25 protein-coding genes are annotated in these 22,614 nt (G+C 62.5%); 12 read left to right on the top strand and 13 right to left on the bottom strand.

Annotation, left to right across the window (positions count from 1 at the left end; all coding sequences use genetic code 11):
* Positions 1-13: 13 nt before the first annotated feature.
* From NKI18_RS02990 to NKI18_RS02975, 4 genes are all read right to left on the bottom strand, one after another.
* The gene (locus tag NKI18_RS02990; protein ID WP_352616454.1) at positions 14-1,537 is read right to left on the bottom strand and encodes a tripartite tricarboxylate transporter permease; all 1,524 of its coding nucleotides are present in this window, start codon (positions 1,535-1,537) and stop codon (positions 14-16) included.
* A 4-nt stretch (positions 1,538-1,541) separates the two neighbouring features.
* Positions 1,542-2,075, bottom strand: a complete 534-nt coding sequence (locus NKI18_RS02985) for a tripartite tricarboxylate transporter TctB family protein (protein ID WP_352616456.1) — start codon at positions 2,073-2,075, stop codon at positions 1,542-1,544.
* A 154-nt stretch (positions 2,076-2,229) separates the two neighbouring features.
* Positions 2,230-3,207 carry a Bug family tripartite tricarboxylate transporter substrate binding protein gene (locus NKI18_RS02980; protein ID WP_352448305.1) on the bottom strand — a complete coding sequence of 326 codons (978 nt, stop codon included), beginning with the start codon at positions 3,205-3,207 and terminating at the stop codon, positions 2,230-2,232.
* Between the two features lie 205 nt (positions 3,208-3,412).
* Positions 3,413-3,952, bottom strand: coding sequence for a GNAT family N-acetyltransferase (locus tag NKI18_RS02975; protein ID WP_352616458.1), 540 nt, complete (start codon positions 3,950-3,952; stop codon positions 3,413-3,415).
* Positions 3,953-4,178: 226 nt separating this feature from the next.
* Here NKI18_RS02975 and NKI18_RS02970 point away from each other — a divergent pair, with 226 nt between their 5' ends.
* The 4 genes from NKI18_RS02970 to NKI18_RS02955 all read left to right on the top strand — a co-directional run bounded on the left by NKI18_RS02970 (position 4,179) and on the right by NKI18_RS02955 (position 7,862).
* Complete coding sequence (locus NKI18_RS02970; RefSeq protein ID WP_352616460.1) at positions 4,179-4,634, top strand: DUF2214 family protein; 456 nt, start codon at positions 4,179-4,181, stop codon at positions 4,632-4,634.
* Positions 4,635-4,819: 185 nt separating this feature from the next.
* Positions 4,820-5,797, top strand: coding sequence for a tripartite tricarboxylate transporter substrate-binding protein (locus NKI18_RS02965; protein WP_502900647.1), 978 nt, complete (start codon positions 4,820-4,822; stop codon positions 5,795-5,797).
* Between the two features lie 79 nt (positions 5,798-5,876).
* On the top strand, positions 5,877-6,344 hold the full coding sequence (locus NKI18_RS02960; protein ID WP_352616461.1) for a tripartite tricarboxylate transporter TctB family protein: 468 nt from the start codon (positions 5,877-5,879) through the stop codon (positions 6,342-6,344).
* 9 nt (positions 6,345-6,353) lie between these two features.
* On the top strand, positions 6,354-7,862 hold the full coding sequence (locus NKI18_RS02955) for a tripartite tricarboxylate transporter permease (protein ID WP_352616462.1): 1,509 nt from the start codon (positions 6,354-6,356) through the stop codon (positions 7,860-7,862).
* 34 nt (positions 7,863-7,896) lie between these two features.
* Here the strand turns inward: NKI18_RS02955 and nth are convergent, their stop codons facing one another.
* Positions 7,897-8,718 (bottom strand): endonuclease III, encoded by an 822-nt coding sequence (gene nth, locus NKI18_RS02950; protein WP_023675282.1) that lies wholly within the window; start codon positions 8,716-8,718, stop codon positions 7,897-7,899.
* A gap of 22 nt (positions 8,719-8,740) precedes the next feature.
* Between nth and NKI18_RS02945 the strand changes: the two genes are divergently transcribed.
* Positions 8,741-9,232, top strand: a complete 492-nt coding sequence (locus tag NKI18_RS02945; RefSeq protein WP_352616463.1) for a DUF2244 domain-containing protein — start codon at positions 8,741-8,743, stop codon at positions 9,230-9,232.
* A 9-nt stretch (positions 9,233-9,241) separates the two neighbouring features.
* Here NKI18_RS02945 and NKI18_RS02940 read toward each other — a convergent pair whose 3' ends face one another.
* Complete coding sequence (locus tag NKI18_RS02940; RefSeq protein WP_352616464.1) at positions 9,242-10,057, bottom strand: class I SAM-dependent methyltransferase; 816 nt, start codon at positions 10,055-10,057, stop codon at positions 9,242-9,244.
* 115 nt (positions 10,058-10,172) lie between these two features.
* Between NKI18_RS02940 and NKI18_RS02935 the strand changes: the two genes are divergently transcribed.
* From NKI18_RS02935 to NKI18_RS02915, 5 genes are all read left to right on the top strand, one after another.
* Entirely contained in the window at positions 10,173-11,066 is an 894-nt protein-coding gene (locus tag NKI18_RS02935; protein WP_352453988.1) for a methylated-DNA--[protein]-cysteine S-methyltransferase, read from the top strand.
* Between the two features lie 116 nt (positions 11,067-11,182).
* Positions 11,183-12,091 (top strand): ribokinase, encoded by a 909-nt coding sequence (locus NKI18_RS02930; RefSeq protein WP_352616467.1) that lies wholly within the window; start codon positions 11,183-11,185, stop codon positions 12,089-12,091.
* 6 nt (positions 12,092-12,097) lie between these two features.
* Positions 12,098-13,558 carry an amidase gene (locus NKI18_RS02925; protein ID WP_352616468.1) on the top strand — a complete coding sequence of 487 codons (1,461 nt, stop codon included), beginning with the start codon at positions 12,098-12,100 and terminating at the stop codon, positions 13,556-13,558.
* Positions 13,559-13,661: 103 nt separating this feature from the next.
* On the top strand, positions 13,662-14,276 hold the full coding sequence (locus NKI18_RS02920; RefSeq protein WP_352616469.1) for a LysE family translocator: 615 nt from the start codon (positions 13,662-13,664) through the stop codon (positions 14,274-14,276).
* Between the two features lie 52 nt (positions 14,277-14,328).
* On the top strand, positions 14,329-14,697 hold the full coding sequence (locus NKI18_RS02915; RefSeq protein ID WP_352616470.1) for a hypothetical protein: 369 nt from the start codon (positions 14,329-14,331) through the stop codon (positions 14,695-14,697).
* 490 nt (positions 14,698-15,187) lie between these two features.
* Here NKI18_RS02915 and NKI18_RS02910 read toward each other — a convergent pair whose 3' ends face one another.
* A complete protein-coding gene (locus NKI18_RS02910; RefSeq protein ID WP_352616472.1) occupies positions 15,188-16,129 on the bottom strand; it encodes a nucleoside hydrolase in 942 nt (313 codons plus the stop codon).
* A gap of 144 nt (positions 16,130-16,273) precedes the next feature.
* Between NKI18_RS02910 and NKI18_RS02905 the strand changes: the two genes are divergently transcribed.
* Together NKI18_RS02905 and NKI18_RS02900 are read left to right on the top strand one after the other, a co-directional pair.
* Positions 16,274-16,699: an Hsp20 family protein gene (locus tag NKI18_RS02905; protein ID WP_023675270.1), complete on the top strand. Its 426-nt coding sequence runs from the start codon at positions 16,274-16,276 to the stop codon at positions 16,697-16,699.
* A 63-nt stretch (positions 16,700-16,762) separates the two neighbouring features.
* Positions 16,763-17,020 carry a BQ00720 family protein gene (locus tag NKI18_RS02900; RefSeq protein ID WP_023675269.1) on the top strand — a complete coding sequence of 86 codons (258 nt, stop codon included), beginning with the start codon at positions 16,763-16,765 and terminating at the stop codon, positions 17,018-17,020.
* Between the two features lie 111 nt (positions 17,021-17,131).
* Here the strand turns inward: NKI18_RS02900 and ptsN are convergent, their stop codons facing one another.
* From ptsN to lptC, 6 genes are all read right to left on the bottom strand, one after another.
* Positions 17,132-17,596 carry a PTS IIA-like nitrogen regulatory protein PtsN gene (gene ptsN / locus NKI18_RS02895; protein WP_023675268.1) on the bottom strand — a complete coding sequence of 155 codons (465 nt, stop codon included), beginning with the start codon at positions 17,594-17,596 and terminating at the stop codon, positions 17,132-17,134.
* Between the two features lie 59 nt (positions 17,597-17,655).
* Positions 17,656-18,240: a ribosome hibernation-promoting factor, HPF/YfiA family gene (gene hpf, locus NKI18_RS02890; protein WP_023675267.1), complete on the bottom strand. Its 585-nt coding sequence runs from the start codon at positions 18,238-18,240 to the stop codon at positions 17,656-17,658.
* A gap of 291 nt (positions 18,241-18,531) precedes the next feature.
* Positions 18,532-20,058, bottom strand: a complete 1,527-nt coding sequence (rpoN, locus tag NKI18_RS02885; RefSeq protein ID WP_352616475.1) for an RNA polymerase factor sigma-54 — start codon at positions 20,056-20,058, stop codon at positions 18,532-18,534.
* Between the two features lie 197 nt (positions 20,059-20,255).
* Positions 20,256-21,074, bottom strand: coding sequence for an LPS export ABC transporter ATP-binding protein (lptB, locus tag NKI18_RS02880; RefSeq protein WP_292664962.1), 819 nt, complete (start codon positions 21,072-21,074; stop codon positions 20,256-20,258).
* On the bottom strand, positions 21,074-21,682 hold the full coding sequence (locus NKI18_RS02875; protein WP_352616477.1) for an LptA/OstA family protein: 609 nt from the start codon (positions 21,680-21,682) through the stop codon (positions 21,074-21,076). Before NKI18_RS02875 ends, lptB begins: the two co-directional genes overlap by 1 nt.
* Positions 21,669-22,382, bottom strand: coding sequence for an LPS export ABC transporter periplasmic protein LptC (lptC, locus tag NKI18_RS02870; RefSeq protein WP_023675263.1), 714 nt, complete (start codon positions 22,380-22,382; stop codon positions 21,669-21,671). The genes NKI18_RS02875 and lptC overlap by 14 nt, the downstream gene beginning before the upstream one ends.
* Positions 22,383-22,614 lie beyond the last annotated feature (232 nt).

Here is a 22,614-nt window from a genome sequence, read left to right as displayed (position 1 = left end):
CGTCGCGAACAGCTCAGGCATCGCCCGGCACGTGCTCCGGCCCGCGCAAGCGCCTGCGCTCGATGTAAGCCCAGATATGCGGCCCGACCAGCCCGATGAAGGCCAGCGTCAGCAGCGTCAGCGACAGCGGATGCTTGTAGAACACCGTCCAGTCGCCATTCGAGATGGTCATCGCGCGGCGGAACTGCGTTTCGGCAAGCGGCCCGAGAATCATGCCGATGATGACGGGCGCGGTCGGGAAATCGAAACGCCGCATCAGAAAGCCCGCGGCACCGAGCAGATAGAGGATGGCGAGGTCGATCGGCGATTGCGAGATGCCGTAAGTGCCAACCGTGGCGAACACCAGGATGCCGGCATAGAGTTGCGGGGCCGGGATCTTCAGCAATCGCACCCAGAGCCCGATCAGCGGCAGGTTGAGGACGACGAGGATGACATTGGCGATGAACAGGCTGGCGATCAGCCCCCACACCAGGTCGGCCTGTGTCGTCAGCAGCAGCGGCCCGGGATTGATGCCGTAGCTCTGGAATGCCGACAGCATGATCGCGGCGGTCGCCGAGGTCGGCAGGCCGAGCGTCAGCATCGGCACCAGCACGCCGGCCGCGGATGCATTGTTGGCGGCCTCCGGCCCGGCAACGCCCTCGATGGCGCCGACGGTGCCGAACTCCTCCTTGTGTCTGGAGAGTTTCTTCTCGATCGCATAGGACAGGAAGGTCGGGATTTCGGCGCCGCCAGCCGGCATGGCACCGATCGGGAAGCCGATCAGGGCACCGCGCAGCCATGGCTTCCACGAGCGCGCCCATTCGGCCGCGGTCATGTAGAGCGAGCCCTTCAACGGCACGATATTGTCCTTGCCGGCATAGCGGCGCGAGGCCATGTAAAGCGTCTCGCCAACGGCGAACAGGCCAACGGCGACGACGATGACGTCGACGCCGTCGAGCAATTCGCTCGTGCCGAAGGTGAAGCGCGGCTGCCCCGTCTGCAGGTCGACGCCTATCATGCCGACGACGAAGCCGACGAACAGACTGGTCAGGCCGCGCACCGACGACGAGCCGAGCACTGCCGAAACCGTGATGAAGGCCAGAACCATCAGCGAGAAATATTCGGCCGGGCCGAAGGCCAGCGCGAATTTGACGACGATCGGCGCCAGGAAGGCAACGCCGATGGTGCCCAGCGTGCCGGCGACGAAGGAGCCGATCGCCGAGGTCGCCAGGGCCGCACCGCCACGGCCGGAGCGGGCCATCCGGTTGCCTTCCAGCGCGGTGACGATGGTGGCGCTTTCGCCAGGCGTGTTGAGCAGGATCGATGTCGTCGAGCCGCCATACATGGCGCCGTAGTAGATGCCGGCAAACAGGATGAAGGACGCCTCCGGCGCCACCTGATAGGTGATCGGCAACAGCAGCGCGATGGTCAGTGCCGGCCCGAGGCCGGGCAGCACGCCGATCGCAGTCCCCAGCGTGGTGCCGACCAGGCACCATATGAGATTGATCGGCGAGAAGGCGACCGAAAATCCGTGCGCGAGATGGCCGAGCGTTTCCATGGCGTCAGCCCCTCAGCATGGCAATGACCGAATCGACGATCGCGTTCAGCTGGTTTTCGATGAAGCCGGCGCCGATATTGACGCCGAGCGCCCTGGCAAAGCCGAAATAGGCGGCCAGCGCCAGGATCAGCCCGAGCAGCACGTCACGCAGCGGACGCCGGCTGCCGAAACCGTGGCAGATGAGAACGAACATGATGACAGATGCCGCGGTAAAGCCGAGCGGCTGGATCAGCACGAGGTTGGCGATCAGTCCGAGGGCGACGATGCCCATCGCCTTCCAGTCGGTCGGCGTCTCCTTTTCGTCCTCCGGCTGCCAGCCGCCCCGCAAGGCGGCAATGATGAGCAGCAGCGACAGGATCATCATCCCGGTCATGGTGATGTAGGGAAAGACGGTCGGACCGACCTTGGAATAGAGCGGCGACACCGGGATTGCCAGCGTCTGCCAGGCAACCGCACCGGCACAGGCGAGGAGCCCGACGCCGATCAGCAGTTCGGGCACTGCAAGGCGCGGCGGCGCATGCTGGTCGCTGGTGCTCATCATCGTCCTCCCAATGCCAGCCCCGAGGGCCGGTTCTCCCTGGACCGGTCTTACTCGGCCGATCTCGGCCTAGTTTCACCTCCGGCGCCGCGTATGTCCATGCGGCTGGCGAAAGTCGGCAAGGGTTGGCGCAGGCCGCCCCTTGCCGAGAGCATCACGCCAGGCCGAGGTCCTTGAGTATCGTCCCGATGCGGGCCGTGTCTTCGGCGACGAATTTCGTATAATCGTCACCGGTGAGCAGGATCTGCGTCCAGTTGCGGTTCTTGCATTCGGTGGCCCAGGCGTCGCTCTTGGCCATGGTCTCGATCAGCTTGATCATTGCTGCCTTGTCGGCGTCCGAGACGCCGGGCGGTGCGAAGACGCCGCGCCAGTTGAACAGCTCGACATCGATGCCGGCTTCCTTCATCGTCGGCGCATCGATTCCCTCCTGGCGTTTATCTGCGGAGATGGCCAGCAGCCGCAGCGCACCCGCCTTGACCTGTTCGGCGAACTCGCCATAGCCGGAGATGCCGGCCGCGACCTGGTTGCCGAGCAGCGCCGAGAGCGCCTCGCCACCGCCGGCAAACGGCACATAGGAGAGATTGGTGGCCGGAACACCGACGGTCTTGGCGATGAGGCCGAACAAGATGTGGTCCGAGCCGCCAGCCGAACCGCCGGCGACCGGAACCTGCGTCGGGTCGGCTTTGAGGGCGGCAACAAAGTCGGCCGCAGTCTTGAATGGCGAGGCGGCCGGCACCACAAGCGCCTCAAACTCGCCAGTAAGGCGGGCGATTGGCGTGACCTCGGTAAGGTTGTTAGCCGCCTTGTTGGCGATGATCGCGCCGACCATGACCATGCCAGCCACCATCAGCGCATTGCCCTTGCCCTTCCACTGGTTGACGAATTGCGGCAGGCCGACAGTACCGCCGGCGCCGCCGACATTGGTGATCTGCGAGCCGGAGATCAGTTTTTCGCTGCGCAGCACCTGGTCCATGGCGCGCGCCGTCTGGTCCCAGCCGCCGCCTGGCGCCGCTGGCACGAAAATCTGCAGCTGCGGCGCGTCCTGCGCGAAGGCGGGGATAAAATGCGATTGCGCGAGTCCGGCAGCACCTGCTGCCGCGGTGCTCATCAAGAATCGGCGTCTGTTCAGCATGGGATTCCTCCAAATCGCGACACCTCCTCCGGTGCCTGCCAGAAACGTGGCCTGACTTCAGACCCGCTCGACAAAATTCATGCAGAGTTTGCGTCCTCCTGTCAAAGACAGAACACTCCGCATGCGGCAATCGGCCTGCGCGATTTTCAGGCTGGCGAACCGGACGCCCGAAGACGACGTGGCAGGCAGTGCCAAACAGCATCCGTCAGGGTTGCCGCTCCAGCAGGATGGTCGGCTTGCCTTGGTAGACGGTTCGCAGCACTTCGCCATAACCACATTTTGCCGCGACGTTCAGCGATCCGGTGTTTTCCGGATCGATGATGCAGACGGTCTTCGCGGCGCCGAACGTCTCGTCGCCCCAGGCAAGCACCCGTGCGACGACTTCGCTGGCCAACCCGTGGCCATGCGCGCCCGAAACCAGAGCCCAGCCGGTTTCCGGAATGCCCTCGATCGATGGCGTCATGTCGCGTTTCAGATCGTGAAAGCCGGCCTCGCCGATGAAGCGGCCGGTCGCCTTTTCCTCGATCGCCCAGAAGCCGTAGCCCAGAAGCGACCACAGGCCGGCGTGGCGTAGGAAGCGCATCCAGCTTTCCTCCCGCGTGCGCGGCTTGCCGCCGATAAAGCGGGTGACGACGGGATCGGCCCACATAGCGACATAGGCGTCGAAATCGTCAAGCCGGTGCGGCCGCAGGACCGTGCGCGAGGTCTCAATCACTGGGGCGACAATTGTATGCGGACTGGCCATGGTCATGTCTCGGTTGTGTTGCCGGTGCCTAATGCAGGTCTTCCAAACGTGGGGACAGCGACACGCCCGAGACGGGAAATCCAAATCCGTTGCGAAAAACAAGAGCCAAGGCTGTGTAGATCATCTTCCAGGCTGATGTGAATCCTGCCAGGCGGTGTTAGTTTTCTCCAGTATTGGTTCAGACGCGTTGGGTTTCGGCGCTGCCGTCCGACAGAGGGAATACAGCATGGACACCACCGACCTTGTGCTTGCCATCTTCCATCATCTGCTGGTGTTTTCGCTGGCAGGCATCATCGGCGCCGAATTCGTCCTGATCCGCAGCGACTTGTCGGCCGCGACGCTGAAGCGGCTCGTCGGCATCGACCGCCACTACGGCATCATTGCCATGCTGATCATCGTCGTCGGCATCGGCCGCGTCGTCTATGGTCTGAAAGGCTGGGAATTCTACGTCTACAATTGGATGTTCTGGGCAAAGATGGCCGCTTTCGCCATTGTCGGCCTGTTGTCGATTATCCCGACCATCCGTTTCCTGTCCTGGAACAGGCAGGCGAGCGTCAGTCCCGGCTTCCAGGTTCCTGCGGCGGAGCTAGCGTCCGTTCGCACCTATGTCCGCACCGCGGCCTTCATCTTCCTCTTGATCCCGGTGTTCGCGGCGGCGATAGCGCGCGGCTACGGTTATTAAGATAGGTCGGAGGAAGGGCATCGCGCGGCCCAACCTTTCCACTCATCTGCGCGGACAAACGTGCAGTTTGCCATTCGAGGCCGATTGTCATTTGTCGGGTTGCGCTAGTTATTGCTCCATCTACATTCGGTTTTGAGAGGAACTCTGCGCAGCGGTTGGTAATTCGTATCCTGGGAGGAATCACGATGAGAAAATTCGTCGCCGCGCTGGCTGTCGCTGCGGCCGCCATGCTTTACCCACCGGACGCTGGCGCGCAGACCTACCCCGAACGCACCATCACCATTGTCGTGCCGTTTTCGGCCGGCGGCCCTACTGACACCGTCACGCGTCTTGTCGCGGAAGCCATGTCGAAGGACCTCGGCCAGCAGGTCATCGTCGAGAATGTCGGCGGCGCCGGCGGCACACTGGGCGCGGGCCGCGTCGCAAATGCCGAGCCTGACGGCTACACGCTGCTCCTCCATCACATCGGCATGGCGACAAGTGCTACGCTCTACAGAAAGCTCGCCTACGACACGCTGAACGCATTCGAATATGTCGGCCTCGTCACCGAGGTGCCGATGACCATCGTCGGCCGCAAGGACCTCGAGCCGACCGATCTGAAGGGGCTGGTCGACTACGCCAAGGCCAACAAGGACAGCATCACCGTTGCCAATGCCGGGATCGGTGCCGCCTCGCATCTGTGCGGCATGCTGTTTATGAGCGCCATCGGCACGCCGCTGGTCACCGTACCCTATAAGGGCACCGGCCCGGCCATGACCGATCTTCTCGGCGGCCAGGTCGACATCATGTGCGACCAGACGACGAATACCACCAAGCAGATCCAGGGCGGCACGATCAAGGCTTATGCCGTAACCTCGCCGCAACGGCTAGACGTGCTGCCGGACGTGCCGACGACGATAGAGGCCGGTCTTCCCCAGGTGCAGGTCGGCATCTGGCACGGCATCTATGCACCCAAGGGCACGCCGGCCGAGATCACCGAACGCCTGTCGAAATCTCTGCAGGTGGCGCTGAAGGACCAGAACGTCGTCGCCAGATTTGCCGAACTCGGCACCAAGCCGTCGCCCGAGGCCGATGCCACGCCGGCCGCGCTCAAGGCCAAGCTGGAAAGTGAGATTGCGCGCTGGAAGCCGATCATCGAAGCGGCCGGCCAGTACGCCGACTAAAGGTTTTTAACGGGGCGCCGCCAGCGCCCCGTTTTTACACCGGCATCGGCACGCCCGTGAGGCGGGCCGGGAGGACGCCATGAAACCTTTCGCAATCGACAGAACCAACGGCATATGCGCCGCGCTGTTGATCTTTATTGGCGCCTTTTTCGCGCTGCAGTCGCTGGGCCTCGAAATCGGCACCGCCTTTCGCATGGGGCCGGGCTATTTCCCGCTGGTGCTGGCAATTGTGCTGATCTTGCTTGGCGCCGCCATCCTCGTCCAAGCGGTGCGTTTCGAGAGCGAGCCGATCGGTTACATTGCGTGGCGCGGCATGCTGTTCATCCTGCCTGCTCCGATCTTCTTCGGCCTGACGGTGCGCGGCCTCGGCTTCATCCCGTCGATCTTCCTGACGGCGCTGATCGCATCGTTTGCCAGCGGCCGCATGAAGCCGCTGACTGCACTCGTGCTGTCAGCCGGCCTGACGCTGTTCGCATTCGTCGTCTTCAGCTACGCACTCGGCCTGCCGTTTCGGCGTTTCGGCCCGTGGTTGCCAACGTCGTTGTGAGGAGATGAAATGGAACTCCTCAACAACCTCGCACTCGGCTTTTCGACAGCCACATCTTTGGCAAACCTCGGTTTCTGCCTGATCGGCGTCCTTCTCGGCACGCTGATTGGCGTCCTGCCCGGCATCGGTGCCACCGCAACCATCGCCATGCTGTTGCCGATCACCTTCCAGATCGGCGACCCGGTTTCCTCTCTCATCATGCTCGCCGGTATCTATTACGGCGCGCAGTATGGCGGCTCGACCACCGCCATTCTCATCAACATGCCCGGCGAATCCTCGTCGGCCGTCACCGCAATCGATGGCTATCAGATGGCCAGGAACGGCCGCGCCGGAGCAGCCCTGGCGACCGCGGCGATAGGCTCGTTCTTTGCCGGCACAGTGTCGACCTTCCTCGTCGCCATCTTCGCCCCACCGCTGACGGCGATAGCGCTGAGATTCGGCGCGCCCGAGTATTTTTCGCTGATGATCGTCGGCCTGGTCTCGTCCGTCGCGCTCGCCCACGGCTCGATCGTCAAGGCACTGGCCATGGTCGTGCTCGGCCTGCTGCTCGGCCTTGTCGGCACCGATATCTACACCGGCACGCCCCGCTTCACGCTCGGCATCCGCGAATATGCCGACGGGTTGAATTTCGTCGCAGTGGCGGTCGGCGTCTTCGGCGTCGCCGAGATACTGCGCAACCTCGAAAACGAGCATGAGCGTTCCGTGCTGATCCGAAAGATCTCCGGCCTTATGCCGACCCGCGAAGATTTTCGGCGCATGGCGGCTCCCATCGTGCGCGGGACAATCATCGGTTCGGCGCTCGGCATCCTGCCGGGAGGCGGCGCGATCCTTGCCGCCTTTGCCTCCTACACCGTCGAAAAACGTGTCTCGAAAAATCCCGGGGAATTCGGCAAGGGCGCCATCGAAGGCGTCGCCGGACCGGAATCGGCCAACAATGCCGGCGCCCAAACCTCCTTCATCCCGATGCTGACGCTCGGCATTCCGGCCAACCCGGTAATGGCGCTGATGATCGGCGCGATGATCATCCAGGGCATCGTGCCCGGCCCCAATGTTGCCATCGAACAGCCTGCGCTGTTTTGGGGTATCATCACCTCGATGTGGATCGGCAATCTGATGCTGATCATCTTGAACCTGCCGCTGATCGGGCTTTGGGTGAAACTTCTTACCATCCCCTACTATGTGCTCTTCCCGATCATCATGGCGTTCTGCTCGATCGGCGTTTACAGCGTCAACACCAACGTCTACGACCTCTATGCCGTCGCCTTCTTCGGCTTGCTTGGCTACCTCCTGACCAAGCTGCGCTGCGAACCTGCGCCGCTGCTGCTCGGCTTCGTGCTCGGCCCGCTGCTCGAGGAAAACCTGCGCCGCGCCATGATCCTCTCGCGCGGCGATCCGAGCACCTTCGTGACGCGGCCGATCAGCGCCAGCCTGCTCCTCATCGCGCTTGCCGTGCTCGTCATCGTGTTTCTCCCCGCGGTCAGGAAGAAGCGCGAGGAGGTGTTCGAGGAGAGTTCCTGAATGTGGACGGCGCCACATAGGAGGAACTTCACAGTCACTTGCCGGGCACTGACTCAGTAGCCGCTTCTACTGGCCCGAGCGGCGCGATCTCGACCAGCGGTGCAGGCACGCTGGTCGTCTTTTCCTTGGCCTTGCAGATATCGGCGATGACGCAGGCCGGGCAATCCGGCTTGCGCGCCTTGCAGACATAGCGGCCGTGCAGGATCAGCCAATGATGCGCGTGCCGCATATATTCATCCGGAATGATCTTCAGGAAACCTTGCTCGACCTGTTCCGGCGTCTTGCCCGGCGCCAGGCCGAGCCTGTTACCGATGCGGAAGATGTGCGTGTCGACCGCCATCGTATGCTGGCCGAATGCCACGTTGAGCACGACGTTGGCGGTCTTGCGGCCGACACCCGGCAGCTCGACCAGTTGATCGCGATCCTCAGGCACCTCGCCGCCATGGTCGCGGATCAGCGCCTCGGACAGCGCGATGACGTTCTTGGCCTTGTTGCGCCATAGCCCGATGGTGCGGATATGGTCGCCGAGCTTGGCCTCGCCCAGCGCCAGCATCTTTTGCGGCGTGTCGGCAATTTTGAACAGCGCCCGCGTCGCCTTGTTGACGCCGGCGTCCGTCGCCTGAGCCGAAAGCACCACCGCCACCAACAGCGTGAAGGCGTTGATATGTTCGAGCTCGCCCCTCGGTTCCGGCCGCTGAACGGAAAAGCGCCGGAAAATCTCATGCACCTCGGCCGCGCTGTAAAGCGCCCGCGATCTCGCCGGCCGCGGACGCGGCTTGACGTTCGAGCCGTCGCGGCGGCCGGGCAACAGGTCTTTTTTTAGCGCAGAAGAGTTTTTGGGCTTGGGGCTTGTCATTGCCTTCCTATAATATTCCCCAATGAGCGACACAAACGCCTCATTTCAGGCCGACGAGCCATTTTTCCAGGCGCTGCTGACACCGCACCGGTCGCTGGGCAAGACCGGCTTTGCCATCCTGATGGGCGCCCTGCTGTTCGGCTGGCTGGTGACCGGAGCTTTTTTTCTGTCGCGCGCCTGGCCGGTGTTCGGCTTCTTCGGCCTCGACGTGATCGCCGTCTACATCGCCTTCCGCGCCAATTATCGTGCCGCCCGGGCTCGCGAGGAGGTATCGGTGTCGCGCACCAGCCTCGACATCCGCAAGACTGCCCCGTCAGGCAAATCGGAAGCACACCGCTTCAATCCGTTCTGGGCGCGCTTTTCGATCGCCCGCCACGCCGAGATCGGCATCACCAGAATGGCGGTCGAGGCGCAAGGAAAAACCGTCTCGATCGGCGGCTTCCTCAACCCTGCCGACCGCGAAAGTTTTGCCACCGCATTTTCGCGCGCTCTGGCGACCGCCAAGGCGCGCTGAGCCAGCGTTTCAGAACCGATAGCGCAACAGCCTGCCGATCTTGCGCAATGCTGGAATGTATTTCCAAAGGCGAACGAACAGTTTCGCGAACCAGCGCATGCGAGCGGCATGTTCCGGCTTATAGGCAGGGATGTCCTCGACGAACCGCAGCTTCGGAACGGCTCGCTCCAATTCATGCGGGTTCTCGATGCTCCAGTGGACCTCGGCGCCGGTGGCGCGGAAGGAGGAATTGAGGCGAATGATCTTCAGTCCCAGGCGACTATAGGCATCGAAAACCAGTTCGCCGCTCGAAAGATGTCCCACCAAACGAGAAAACAGTTGCTGCCCCTCCTCGGCGCCCAGGTATGGAGTCAGGCCTTCCGCCACGACTATGGCCGGGCGATCCCGAGGTACTTCGTTCAGCCATCCCGGTTCGGTGACCGACGAAGCGATCAGGTGGTAGTGATCCCGCACTGGATAGAGCTTGCGCCTGAGGTCGATGACTTCGGGATAGTCGACGTCGAACCAGTCCACGCCGGCTGGCGGGTCGATACGGAATATGCGGGTATCGAGCCCACACCCGAGATGCAGTACGATGGCGTCAGGATTTCGGGCGAGAAAGTCCTGAACGCAGACGTCCAGCGTCTTTGCCCTGATTGCTAGACCGATGCCGAGATTGTTGTCGACCTTGAGCCGTGAGAAATCATAGTCGATGTTGCGCACCACTTCGTCGGCAAAGTAGTCCCTGAGCAGCGAATTGGGCAGCCGGCTCTCCAGCGCCTTGCCGTAAAGTGTCAAAAGCAAAGTCTCCTTTGCCCCGGTCAGGTTTACTTTTTCACCAGCCACGACCGTCCTCCCCATTTAAAGCCCAGCTCTATCTGGGTACATGCCGCGGGAAAGCAAGTTTCGGGTGGTGATCGGCGCCGCGAAGGACGATATTCGCACTCAAGGAGATACTGCCATGAACGCCCAAATGCCTCTCAAAACGACAGCAATCCTTCAGAAAGACATCACGCCTGAAGGTGGAGACTACGAAATCGTCCGTCGTGCCATCGAAAAGATCAGCCTCGACTATCGCGACCAGCCTTCGTTGGAAGTGCTGGCCGAGGAGGTCGGCGAGACGCCGACCGGGCTGCAGAAGCTGTTCACCCGCTGGGCCGGCCTGTCGCCCAAGGCTTTTCTGCAGGCCGTCACCCTCGATCATGCGCGCAAGCTGCTCGATGCCGGCATGCCGCTGCTTGAAACCTCGTTCGAACTCGGCATGTCCGGCCCAGGCCGGCTGCACGATCTGTTCGTCACCCACGAAGCGATGTCGCCGGGCGATTACAAGACCCGCGGCGCAGGGCTCACCATCCGCTACGGCTATCATATCTCGCCTTTCGGCATCGCGCTGATCATGGTGACTGACCGCGGCCTCGCCGGCCTCGCCTTCAACGACCCCGGCGGCGAGCGTGCGGCCTTTGCCGACATGTCCAGCCGCTGGCCGAATGCGACCTATGTCGAGGACATGGCGGCGACGGCGCCCTATGCCGCGCGCATCTTCGATCCGTCGCTGTGGCGCGCCGACCAGCCGCTGCGCGTCGTCATGATCGGCACAGACTTCCAGGTCCGTGTCTGGGAGGCCTTGCTGCGTATTCCGATGGGCCAGGCCTGCACCTATTCCTCGATCGCCGCGCGCATCGGCGCACCGAGTGCCAGCCGGGCTGTCGGTGCCGCGGTCGGTGCCAATCCGATGTCCTTCGTTGTGCCATGCCACCGGGCTCTCGGCAAGTCCGGCGCACTCACCGGCTATCATTGGGGCCTGACCCGCAAACGCGCCATCCTCGGCTGGGAGGCGGGACAGGTCTCTTCTTGAATAGCCAACGAATGGAACGATAGGAGCGATGCAAGGACCGCTAGAGTGACAAGCAGCGATCTTACGGAGTAGCTTCCCGCGCAATTAGAGTGGTATGCGCTAGCGGGAGGCACTTCTTGATCGTCGTCATCGGCTCCATCAATCTCGATCTCATCGCAAGTGTCGACCGCTTGCCCGGTCCCGGCGAGACCGTGCGCGGCTCCGGTTTCGCTACTGCCCCCGGCGGCAAGGGCGCCAACCAGGCGCTGGCCGCCGCCCGCGCCGGCGCCAAGGTGCGCATGGTCGGCGCGGTCGGCAAGGACAGCTTCGCCAGCGACGCTCTGGCGCTGCTGCGCGACGGCAAGATCGACCTGTCCGGCGTCGGCGAGACCTTTGCCTCGACCGGTACCGCGTTGATCATGGTCGGCGCCGACGGCGAGAACGTGATCGCCGTCGTGCCAGGCGCCAATGATTCGGTCGTGCCGGGTGACCTTTCCAAGGCTTTCGTAAAAAACGGCGACGTCGTGCTGCTGCAACTGGAGATCCCGCTGCAGACCGTCGAGGCAGCACTCGACGCGGCAAGCACGGCCGGCGCGATCACAGTGCTCAACACCGCACCTTTCCATGGCGACGCGGCCGGCTTCCTCGGCAAGGCCGACTATCTCGTCGCCAACGAAACCGAGTTCGACCTCTATGGCGAGGCGCTGTCGTTGAATGGCCGCGACCGCCCGGCACGGATGCGCGACTATGCCGCGAGAACCGGCCGCACCATCGTCGTCACGCTTGGCGCGGACGGCGTTCTGGCGGCAACGCCGGACGATCTCCTGATGGTTCCGGCGCTGAAGATCAGTCCGCTCGATACGGTCGGCGCCGGCGACACGTTCTGCGGCTATTTTGCAGCCGGGCTGGCAGCCGGCCTGCCGCTCGACCAGGCGCTTGCCCGCGCTGCCGCAGCCGGTTCGCTGGCCTGCCTGAAGGCCGGTGCACAGCCGGCCATCCCGCTGGCCAGGGACGTCGATGCCGCCCTGCAGAAATCTACAGGCTGAAGCCGGATGACAGCCATGCGCCCGAAGACCAAGCATGCGGTGCCGCCCGCCGGCGACATCTGCCGCCTGTCTGCCGTGGCGCTTGCCGGGAAGATCAGGCGCCGGCAGCTTTCGGTGCGCGAAGTGGTCGCGGCATTCCTCGACAGGATCGAGGCGGTGAACCCGCTGGTCAACGCTATCGTTTCATTGCGTGAGCGTGCCGACATCCTGCGCGAGGCCGACAGCGCTGACGCCCATCTGGCGCGAGGAGGAGATACCGGATCGCTGTTCGGCCTGCCGATCGCGATTAAGGATCTTGCGCTGACAATCGGCCTGAGAACCACCTTCGGCTCGCCGATCTTCGCCGATTTCGTGCCTGAGGAAGACGACTTCTTCGTCGAGCGCGTCCGCAAGGCCGGCGCGATCATCATCGGCAAGACCAACGTTCCCGAATTCGGGCTCGGCTCCAACACCTACAACACCGTGTTCGGACAGACGCTCAACGCATTTGACCCGGCGCTGACCGCCGGCGGCTCGAGCGGCGGTGCGGCGGTCGCGCTGGCGCTCGACATGGTTCCCGTTGCCGATGGCAGCGATTTTGGCGGTTCCCTGCGCAATCCCGCTGCCTACAACAATGTCTATGGCTTCCGTCCATCGCAGGGATTGGTGCCGGCCGGCCCTGACCTTGATGTGTTTCTTGCGCAAATGGGCGTCGAAGGGCCGATGGGGCGTAACGTGCGTGACATGGCGTTGCTGCTCGACGTTCAGGCCGGCTATCATCCTCGCGCGCCGCTGTCGCATGATAAGCCAGGCTCGTTCCTCGAAGGGCTGGAAGCACCGGCGGCCGGCGGGCGCATCGCCTGGCTCGGCGATCTTAACGGCCATCTGCCGGTTGAAGCAGGCGTTCTACAGCTTTGCGAGGCAGCACTCGGCCGGTTCGCGGATGTATCCTTCGAGGCCGAGCCGCTGATGCCGGAATTCGACTTCGAAGCGCTGTGGCAAGCCTTTGTAACGCTTCGCCAGGCGAGCAGCGGTTGTGCACTCAAGGCGCATTACGACGATCTCCTGAAACGAAGTCTGCTGAAGCCGGAGGCCGTTTGGGAGGTGGAACATGCACTGCGCCTCACCGCGCCGCAGATCCACGCCGCCACGGTGAGGCGCTCGTCCTGGCATCGAATGCTGCTGTCGCTCTTCGAGCGTTTCGACCTGATTGCGCTGCCAGCCGCACAGGTCTTTCCCTTCGATGTCGTCACCCACTGGCCAAGGGAAGTGGCCGGGCGTGCCATGGACAGCTATCACCGCTGGATGCAGGTCTCAGCGCTCGCCACGCTGGGCGGCTGCCCGGCGGTCAACGTACCGGCGGGCTTCGACGCCAGGGGCAGGCCAATGGGCATGCAATTGATCGGGCGGCCGCGCGGTGACCTATCCGTGCTGAGGGCGGCTGCCGCGTATGAGGCCACGCTGCCATGGCAGGCCGGCGCCTGCTGAAATCAGCTCCGTATTGTCGGCGCCTCGCCGACTTGCACGCAACTCATCGTCATGCATTGATCGCGACAGCGCGCCGCACGAGCGGCATTCTGTGGAGGGAAAAATGTCGCTGGAACTCTACGCCACCTACGTCGTCGCCTGCATCGTCATCATCCTGGTGCCGGGGCCGACGGTGACGCTGATCATCGCCAACAGCATCCGCCACGGCTCGCGCGCCGGTCTCGCCAATGTCGCCGGCACCCAGGCCGGGCTAGCCATCATGATCGCCATTGTCGGCATCGGGCTGACCTCGCTGATCGCCGGCATGGGCCACTGGTTCGAATGGGTCCGGCTGATCGGCGCCGCTTACCTGATCTGGATGGGCGTGCAGATGTTCCGCTCGAAAGGCAAGGTTAACGCCGACGGATCGGCAAAAAAGCCGCGTGGCGGCTTCTTTTTGCAGGGGCTTCTGGTGGCGATCAGCAATCCAAAGACGCTGGTGTTCTTCGGCGCCTTCTTTCCGCAGTTCATCGCGCCTGAAGGCAATTACGCGTTACAGATCGGCGTCATGGGTCTCACCGCGATGATCTTCGCCGCAGTCTCGGATTCGACCTACGCGCTGGCCGCCGGCCGCGCCGGACGCCTGCTGTCGGCCGGCCGCGTCAAGCTCTTGTCGAGGATCAGCGGCAGCTTCCTGGTCGGCGGCGGCCTGTGGCTGGCCTTTTCCAAGGCGAAGTAACGGCCGCGAGCCCGGCGACGCCAACAGCAACATCCTGGAATAGGAAGGCCGATTGAAAGTCGGCCTTCAGGCCACCACATGGATCAAGAGTTTGGGATTCATGTCTATGCCGTGGACTTACGCGGATTTGAAAAGGAACGCGTTCGGCGTGATCCTGCTCATTGGTTTGTTCGCGGTGATGGTTCCGTCGGCTCTGAACAAATGGGCGAATGACGCAAGTCCGATCCGGTCGGTCGACCCGGTCGATGCAACGATCAAAAGTGGACAGGGTAAAGGGCGCAATATCCAATATCTGCTGGTCCTTGAGAACGGTTCGACGGTCCTCGTTTACGACGACCTCCCGCATCTGATCGGCTCGCGCGTCGGCATCGAGCGCGTCACGCGCGACAATGGCTTCGTCTTTTACCGGTTTGCAAATTGAACGACGATCGATCGATAAGCTGTTTTCAAAGGTGAAGCGAGTGACATGGCTTTTTCGGGGAATCGCTCTTGAACAAAGCCCCTATGCTACTCAACTCTAAGGTATGGGGCCGACAAATATTTCTCTTAGAACCCGCATTCTTTTGCTTCGGGAAGAGTTTCGCGACAGAGTTGTTGGCATCACAATCTTGTGCGCGCTCGCTCTCGCGATCGCTGTGCCGATTGTAACTAGGCAGAACAGTCCGATCACTGGCACACAACTCGTAGGAGGCACCGTCGAAGATGTTGCGACGATGCCTCTAAATCCGAAAGGTTCCGTCGGACATGGACTTTATTATAGATATGAAGTCCGCCTCCATGACGGCAACGCTCGGATATTTGTCGATGGTGAGGTGGAAACACCCCACATGATCGGATCGGAAGTCTCGATCGAAGAACAGCAACGCCAGGACGGTACCACCACCTACCGCCTGCTCAACTACTGAGCAGCCCTAAAGCCGCCCCAGCCTTTCCAGCAACAGCGCGAAAAACGCATCATGGTCGATGTCGCGCATCACCATGGCGTTCTTCGGCCGTTTGGTCACCCCCCACCAGTCGATCACCGTCATGCCCATGGTGAGCTCCGAGGCGGTTTCCACGCTGACATTGCAGTTGCGACCCTTGAACAGCTTCGGCTTCAGCAGATACGCGATCACGCAAGGATCGTGCAGCGGGCCACCGTCGGTACCGTATTTCTCCTCGTCGAAACGTTCGAAGAATTCCAGCATGTCCGCGGTGGCCGTGCCGACCCTGGTGCCGAGCTTGCGGAAGGCCTTCGTGCGCTTGGCGGTGGTCAGCGCCTTGTGGGTGACGTCGAGCGGCATCATCACGATCGGAATGCCGGATTTGAACACGACATCGGCGGCATGCGGATCGACATAGATGTTGAACTCGGCGGTCGGCGTGACGTTGCCGCCCTCGAAGAAGCCGCCGCCCATCAGCACGATTTCCTTGATGCGCGGCGCGATTTTCGGCTCGCGAATCAGCGCCAGCGCAACGTTGGTGAGCGGCCCGAGCGCGCAAAGCGTGATCGTGCCGCTCTCCTCCCTCATCAGCGTCTCGACGATGAAATCGACCGCATACTCTTCCTGCAGTTTCATCTTTGGTTCGGGCAGTTGCGGCCCGTTGAGGCCGGTCTTGCCATGCACTTCCTCGGCGGTGACCAGTTCGCGCGCCAGCGGCCGGATGGCGCCTGCATAGACCTTGACGTCCGGCCGGCCGGCCAGCTCGCAGATCTTGCGGGCGTTTTTTTCGGTAAGTTTCAGCGGCACGTTGCCGGCCACCGCGGTGATGCCGACGATCTCCAGCTCGGCGCTGCCGAGCGCCAGCAATATGGCGACGGCATCGTCCTGGCCGGGGTCAGTGTCGATGATGATCCTGCGGGATTGGGGCATTTCAATTCCTTGTTTTGGCAAGTCTTTTTGGGCGGGACGTGTGACGGCTTGAAGTCTGCCGGGCGGCGGACCATATCAAGACCATCGGGAAAAATGCCATCCGGGTTTTTCCACTTTATGTCGCTCTTGAGAGGACACTGTAACATGAGCCGAATGACGCCTTTTTCCAGCCCGCTTCTCCTCGGTTTCGATTCCATGGAAAAGACGCTGGAGCGCTTGGCAAAGTCCGGTGACAGCTATCCTCCCTACAACATCGAGCGCCTCAGCGGTGCCGACGGCAAAACCGAAAGGCTGCGTATCACGCTCGCCGTCGCCGGTTTCGCGGAAAGCGATCTCGATGTCACAACGGAGGAGAACCAGTTGGTCGTGCGCGGCCGTCAGAACGACGACACCGAGCGCGAATTTCTCCACCGCGGCATCGCCGCGCGCCAGTTCCAGCGCTGTTTCGTGCTGGCCGACGGCATGCGGGTGATTGCGGCGGAATTGAAGAACGGCCTTCTGTCGATCGATCTCGATCGGCCGGAATCCGAACGGCTGGTACGAAAAATAAACATATCGGTGAAAGACTGATTTTTGCCGATAGCTCTCATGCGGGATGGCCTTGAGCGGCGTCTCGCGGCAAGGAGGCTTGAAATGACCAGAACTAACGAGAATATCATCATGACCAGCGGCGAATTCGCCCATCTCGGCGAAGGTTCGGTCGCCTATCTCAGGAAAGTGTCGAGCGACGATCTGCGCGGCCGTTTCCCGGGCCTCGGCGAAATCGCGCCGGGTCTGGAACTGTGGGCCCTGTTTGCCGCTAATGGCCAGCCGATCCTGCTTTCGGACGCTCGCGACCGGGCACTGGCTGGCGCGCTGGAAAACGATCTGACCCCGGTCGCTATCCACTAACGTCGCTATCCACCAACATTGGCGCCATCCACTGACAAATATGGCGCAGCGATCTGGCTGGAAACGGACAGGGCCGCTCACGGCGGCCCTTCAACGGATTTAATCAAAACCTCAAGCGGCGTGTGAGGCCTGCGTGTCCGACAGCAGCGCATGGATGGCCACGGCGTCGCGCGTGCCCCTGATCTTGGCAACCGTGTCGGCGTCGCGCAGCACCCGCGCGATGCGCGACAGCGCCTTGAGGTGGTCGGCGCCGGCACCTTCGGGAGCCAAAAGCAGAAACACCAGGTCGACCGGCTGATCATCGAGGGCCTCGAAGTCCACCGGTGTCTCCAGCCGGGCAAAAACGCCGGCGATCCGCTTCACCCCAGCCAGCTTGCCGTGCGGAATGGCGATGCCGTTGCCGACGCCGGTGGAGCCGAGCCGCTCGCGTTGCAGGATGGTGTCGAACACCTCTCGCTCCGGAATGCCGGAAATCGCCGCCGCCCTTTCGGACAGCAATTGCAGCAGCTGCTTTTTGGAGTTCGCCTTCAACGCCGGCATGATTGCCGGAACGCTGACGAGATCGCTCAGATCCATGCTTGAAATCCCTTGTTCGCCTGCCGTCGCCAGTCCCCACGCTCGCGTGCGGCTGGTCTTTACCCCTGCGCGACCTTGGCCGTGGACGGATCGATCCAGCCGATATTCCCGTCCGGCCGGCGATAGACGATGTTGAGATGGTCATTTCCGGCATTGCGGAAGACCAGGACCGGGCTGTCTTTGGTGTCGAGTTCGATCACCGCTGACGCCACCGACATGGTCCGCAGCGTCATAGTCGATTCGGCGACGATGGCCGGCGCGAAATTCTCCGGTATGTCCTCCTCGTCGTCGGCAAGCGGCGCCATCACCGTATAGGCGACGTCGGTGAGCTCGCCGTTGCTATTGCCTGAATTGTGCGACTTCAGCCGGCGCTTGTAGCGCCTGAGGCGCGTTTCCAGACGGTCTGCCGCGGTATCGAAGGCAAGCGTTGGATCCTGGGCATCGCCGGTCGCCTGCAGCGAAGCACCGGAGTCCAGCCGGATCATGCAATCGGCCGTGTAGCGCGACCCCGATTTGACGACTACGATTTGCCCTGAAAAGCCCCGATCGAAATATTTCCCGATCACTTCCCCGACACGGTCGTTGATGCGCGTACGGAACGCATCGCCGATATCCATGTGTTTTCCCGATATGCGCAGTGTCATCTGAAAACTGACCTTCCTTGCTCAGGCTTCAAACTGTCCTGAGTTTATACTCGTGGTCCGCGCGCACAAGCTTTTGCGGCGTCACTTGCGCCGATTTTAGATCCGAACTTTCCGGTTGATCACAAGCCGCCTTCTTGGCCGTCCCGTGGCCTACGTCGTGACGGACCATCTCTCGTGCGGGCATCGGCGAACTCAAATCCACTCGCCAGCCCGTCTCATGCGGGCGGGCTTCTAGCCACTTCGTCGCCGCTTGTCAATGAAGGGCGAAAGCTGTGGAAATTCCGCCGGAGATCAACGGCCGGCGCTGGCCAAAGCGCGTTTTTCGCGCCGCCGCTGCACCGAAGAGGGTATGTTCATGCCTTCCCGGTATTTGGCCACCGTGCGCCTGGCGATGTCGACGCCGCTTTCCCGCAGCATGTCCACGATGGCATCGTCGGAAAGCACATCGATGGCTTTCTCCTCGTCGATCAGCTGCTTTATGCGGTCGCGCACCGCTTCCGACGAATGCGCATCGCCGCCACCTGACGAAGCGATCGAGGCGGTGAAGAAATAGCGCAGCTCGAACACACCGCGCGGCGTCAGCATGTATTTGTTTGCCGTGACCCGGCTGACCGTTGATTCGTGCATGCCGATGGCGTCCGCCACCGTGCGCAGGTTGAGCGGCTTCAGGTGCCGCACGCCGTGAACGAGAAAAGCGTCCTGCTGGCGCACGATCTCAGAGGCCACCTTGAGAATGGTCTTCGCCCGCTGGTCGAGGCTGCGCGTGAGCCAGTTGGCGTTCTGCAGGCATTCGGCAAGGAAATCCTTTTCCGCCTGGTTTTTCGCATGTGGCGTGACCTGGGCGAAATAGATGTGATCGACCAGCACGCGCGGCAGCGTCTCGGCATTGAGCTCGACCGTCCAGCTGCCGTCATTGGCTGCACGCACCTCGATGTCGGCCACGATCGCATCGCTGGCACCGCGCGAAAACGCCATTCCCGGCCGCGGGTCGAGCGCCCGGATCTCGGCCAGCATGTCGAGCAGATCCTCCTCGTCGACGCCGCAAATCCGCTTCAGCGTCTGGAAATCGCGCCGTGCCAGAAGTTCGAGATTGGCGATCAGCGCCTTCATCGCCGGATCGAGCCGGTCGCGCACGGCCAGCTGCAGCAACAGGCATTCGGCGAGGTCGCGGGCGAATATGCCGGCGGGCTCAAATGTCTGGCAGACCGCCAGGACCGTTGCCACCGCCGTGGCGTCCGTGCCGAGGCGGGCGGCGATCTCGGCCATGTCGGCACGCAGGTAGCCGGCCTCGTCGAGGCCGTCGGCAAGCTCGCCGGCGATCAGGCGCGCCGCCGGATCGGCAAAGGCGAGCGCCACCTGCTCGCCGACATGGTCGCGCAACGTGATGGCCGCCGCCGCCATATCCGCGACGTCGAAGCCGTCGGAGGAAGAGGTGGAACCGTTGCCGGACGCCGATTTCCATTGTGCCGTCAGGTCGGGCCCGAGCCGCTCGCTCGTACCAGGATCGTCAGGAAACAGGTTTTCCAGCGACGTATCGAGCTTTTCCGAGATCGCCTCGGCGCTCCACACCGTTTCCGCCTCGAACCAGTCGCCGTCGGCAGCCGGTTCCGATGCGGCGTCGCCCTTCTGCGCCTGGTCGCTGGCGGCGTCCTCCTGCGGTTCGGCGCGTTCCAGCAGGGGATTGCGTTCGATCTCGTCGTCGATGAAGCGTTCCAGCTCGAGATGGGTGAACTGCAGCAGGCGGATCGACTGCATCAGCTGCGGCGTCATCACCAGCGACTGCGACTGTCGTAGCTGTAGTTTTGCCGCCAACGCCATGGTTCGGTTTCAAACGCTCCGTCTACGCACCCGCACTGCTGGAAGGAATTTTCCAGGCCAGCATAGAAACTGGCCCGGCTTTTGCTTGTCAAGGCGAGGAGCGGTAAAACTCGCCTGCCGGCGCGTTTTCAGGCAGAAAATTGAAGAAAAAGCTGCTGGACTACGCCGGAAATCCCGCTCGAGCCGGAATTTCGCACTTAGAGCGTAAATCCCTCGCCGAGATAAAGCCGCCGCACATCGGCATTTGCGACCACTTCGTCGGCTCGACCATGAGTCAGCACCTGGCCGGCATGGATGATGTAGGCGCGGTCGATCAGGCCAAGTGTCTCGCGGACATTGTGGTCGGTGATCAGAACGCCGATGCCACGTGCCGTCAAGTGGCGCACGAGCTGCTGGATGTCGGCGACGGCGATCGGATCGATGCCGGCGAAAGGTTCGTCGAGCAACATGTAGGCGGGGCGGGTTGCCAAGGCGCGGGCAATTTCGAGGCGTCGCCGCTCACCGCCGGAGAGCGACAGCGACGGAGCCTTGCGCAGATGGCTGATGTGGAATTCCTCGAGCAATTCGTCGAGCAGGCGCTCACGCTCCTTGCGGCTCTTTTCGACCACTTCGAGCACGGCCCGGATGTTTTGCTCGACATTCAGGCCGCGAAAAATCGAGGCTTCCTGCGGCAGATAGCCGATGCCGAGACGGGCGCGGCGATACATCGGCATCGACGTGACGTCGAAACCGTCGATTTCGATCGTGCCTTCATCGACCGGCACCAGGCCGGTTACCATGTAGAAACAGGTCGTCTTGCCGGCGCCGTTGGGGCCGAGCAGCCCAACCGCCTCGCCGGCGCGCACGCCCAGCGTCACGCCGCTGACGACTTTGCGGCCCTTGTAGCTTTTGGTCAGCCCCTTGGCGATCAAGGTTCCCTTGAACTTTGCCGCTTCGACGGTGACCCTGGCCGGTGCCGCAAGTTTGCTGGCGGCGCGCCCTGGAAGACGCGCCAGCAGCGACGATATACCGGTCATCAGGGTTTCGCTGCTCCAGACTTCGCCGGCGGCGTGATCGACATCATGACGCGGCCGCCGCAAGCGTCGACCTGGGCAAGGCCGCTCTTCATCTGCACGGTAAGCTTGCAGCCGACAAGCACGTTGTCGCCTTGCGAGAGCACGACCTTGCTGCCCGAAAGCACCAGCACTTCGGTCTTCATGTCGAAGGTGCCGCGGTCGCCGGTAGCAACCTGATTGTCCGATTTGATGTAGACCTTATCGTCGACCTCGAGATGGTCGATGTTGGCGGATCCGGTCATTGCCGCGGCACCCGCGGGCTGGGCGCCTTTAGCGGCGCCTGCATCCCTGACGTAATAGACCGTCATTTTGCCGGCCTTGAGCACGGTTGGACCCTGGACGACGTTGACGTTGCCGGTGAAGACCGCGACGCTTTCCGCCTGGCGCACCTCGAGCTTGTCGCTTTCGATCTGGATAGGCTTGTCGCCCGACAGCCTGAGGCCGGACATTTGGCTGGTGGCACTGGATTGCGCCAGCGACGGCGCCGTCCCCAAGGTCAGCCCCAAGGGCAACCCGAGCGTCAACGCCGAAATCGCGGCGAGGCGCCGTGCCGAACTACTGAACCGCATTGGTCTCTCCGCTCTTTGCCTCTGCCGCCTTCAAACTGGCGGGATCGATGTCGACGCGCACCTTGTTCTCGAAAACCAGGACCTTGCCATTGTCCTGGACCGACATCGAATCCGCCCTGATCCGCGACCCGCCGCGGCTGACATCGACAGGCTCGCTTGTCTTCATAGTGCCTTCGCCCATGTCGAGATAGACTGATTTGAATTTTGCCACCACACCATCCGTGGTCGACACGGTCACATCGCTGGTCAGGCTGAGCGTGTTGCCGTCGCGATCGTAGGTGCCGTGCGTGGCATCGATGGCGGCCGTGTTGTCGGCCGCAATCGGCAGCTTGGCCTTGATGCCTTCCAGATCGATGATGCCTTGTTTGCTGACATCCTGTATGGCGCGCAGGGCTGTCATCGAATAGGGCAGGTTCTGTTTGGTGAAGCCGTTGAGCTTGGGGTTGGCCATCACCAGCTTGCCATCGGCAAAGGCGCCGCCGTCGGCCTGCACCTCGATTGCAGCGGGAGCCATGAGATAGGAATAGACGGGAAACGCGACCGCAATCACGGCAGCGACCAGCGGCACGGCCAGCTTGAGGATACGGACCCGGCGCGAATGACGCTGCGCAACGTCAAACGCGTCGACCCGCGCCCGGCCTGCGGCCTTGGGAGCCAACTCCGTCTCGGTGTTGGTCGGTTCGATTGGTCCCGCTAACATGACTGCTTCTTCTAAACCCCTGCCCGCCAGGCCGCCCTATAGGTGGGGTGCCGGCGCCCTCAAGCAAGCACAAGCCGAGGAAAACCGCAAAAATGTGACAGCCGCCCCTGTACAATGAAAATGGCCCCAGCGCAGCCTGTACCTCATACCAGATATGGGCGCACAGTGTTAGAGCCTGCAGAACGTGACAGGTTGAGGCTTGCCGCGAATGCCTAAGACGGCCTTTGGCGCA

This window comes from Mesorhizobium sp. M0800 (assembly GCF_040320095.1).
Lineage (GTDB): Bacteria > Pseudomonadota > Alphaproteobacteria > Rhizobiales > Rhizobiaceae > Mesorhizobium.
This window is presented reverse-complemented; position numbering and strand designations above follow the sequence as displayed.

Coding starts and splice junctions, on each gene's coding strand:
- NKI18_RS02920 (WP_352616469.1), top strand. CDS start 13,662: ATGTCGCTGGAACTCTACGCCACCTACGTCGTCGCCTGCATCGTCATC.
- NKI18_RS02955 (WP_352616462.1), top strand. CDS start 6,354: ATGGAACTCCTCAACAACCTCGCACTCGGCTTTTCGACAGCCACATCT.
- NKI18_RS02935 (WP_352453988.1), top strand. CDS start 10,173: ATGAACGCCCAAATGCCTCTCAAAACGACAGCAATCCTTCAGAAAGAC.
- NKI18_RS02905 (WP_023675270.1), top strand. CDS start 16,274: ATGAGCCGAATGACGCCTTTTTCCAGCCCGCTTCTCCTCGGTTTCGAT.
- nth (WP_023675282.1), bottom strand. CDS start 8,718: ATGACAAGCCCCAAGCCCAAAAACTCTTCTGCGCTAAAAAAAGACCTG.
- NKI18_RS02975 (WP_352616458.1), bottom strand. CDS start 3,952: ATGGCCAGTCCGCATACAATTGTCGCCCCAGTGATTGAGACCTCGCGC.
- rpoN (WP_352616475.1), bottom strand. CDS start 20,058: ATGGCGTTGGCGGCAAAACTACAGCTACGACAGTCGCAGTCGCTGGTG.
- NKI18_RS02980 (WP_352448305.1), bottom strand. CDS start 3,207: ATGCTGAACAGACGCCGATTCTTGATGAGCACCGCGGCAGCAGGTGCT.
- NKI18_RS02990 (WP_352616454.1), bottom strand. CDS start 1,537: ATGGAAACGCTCGGCCATCTCGCGCACGGATTTTCGGTCGCCTTCTCG.
- NKI18_RS02965 (WP_502900647.1), top strand. CDS start 4,820: ATGAGAAAATTCGTCGCCGCGCTGGCTGTCGCTGCGGCCGCCATGCTT.
- hpf (WP_023675267.1), bottom strand. CDS start 18,240: ATGACACTGCGCATATCGGGAAAACACATGGATATCGGCGATGCGTTC.
- NKI18_RS02925 (WP_352616468.1), top strand. CDS start 12,098: ATGACAGCCATGCGCCCGAAGACCAAGCATGCGGTGCCGCCCGCCGGC.
- NKI18_RS02960 (WP_352616461.1), top strand. CDS start 5,877: ATGAAACCTTTCGCAATCGACAGAACCAACGGCATATGCGCCGCGCTG.
- lptB (WP_292664962.1), bottom strand. CDS start 21,074: ATGACCGGTATATCGTCGCTGCTGGCGCGTCTTCCAGGGCGCGCCGCC.
- NKI18_RS02900 (WP_023675269.1), top strand. CDS start 16,763: ATGACCAGAACTAACGAGAATATCATCATGACCAGCGGCGAATTCGCC.
- NKI18_RS02970 (WP_352616460.1), top strand. CDS start 4,179: ATGGACACCACCGACCTTGTGCTTGCCATCTTCCATCATCTGCTGGTG.
- NKI18_RS02985 (WP_352616456.1), bottom strand. CDS start 2,075: ATGAGCACCAGCGACCAGCATGCGCCGCCGCGCCTTGCAGTGCCCGAA.
- NKI18_RS02875 (WP_352616477.1), bottom strand. CDS start 21,682: ATGCGGTTCAGTAGTTCGGCACGGCGCCTCGCCGCGATTTCGGCGTTG.
- lptC (WP_023675263.1), bottom strand. CDS start 22,382: ATGTTAGCGGGACCAATCGAACCGACCAACACCGAGACGGAGTTGGCT.
- ptsN (WP_023675268.1), bottom strand. CDS start 17,596: ATGGATCTGAGCGATCTCGTCAGCGTTCCGGCAATCATGCCGGCGTTG.
- NKI18_RS02910 (WP_352616472.1), bottom strand. CDS start 16,129: ATGCCCCAATCCCGCAGGATCATCATCGACACTGACCCCGGCCAGGAC.
- NKI18_RS02945 (WP_352616463.1), top strand. CDS start 8,741: ATGAGCGACACAAACGCCTCATTTCAGGCCGACGAGCCATTTTTCCAG.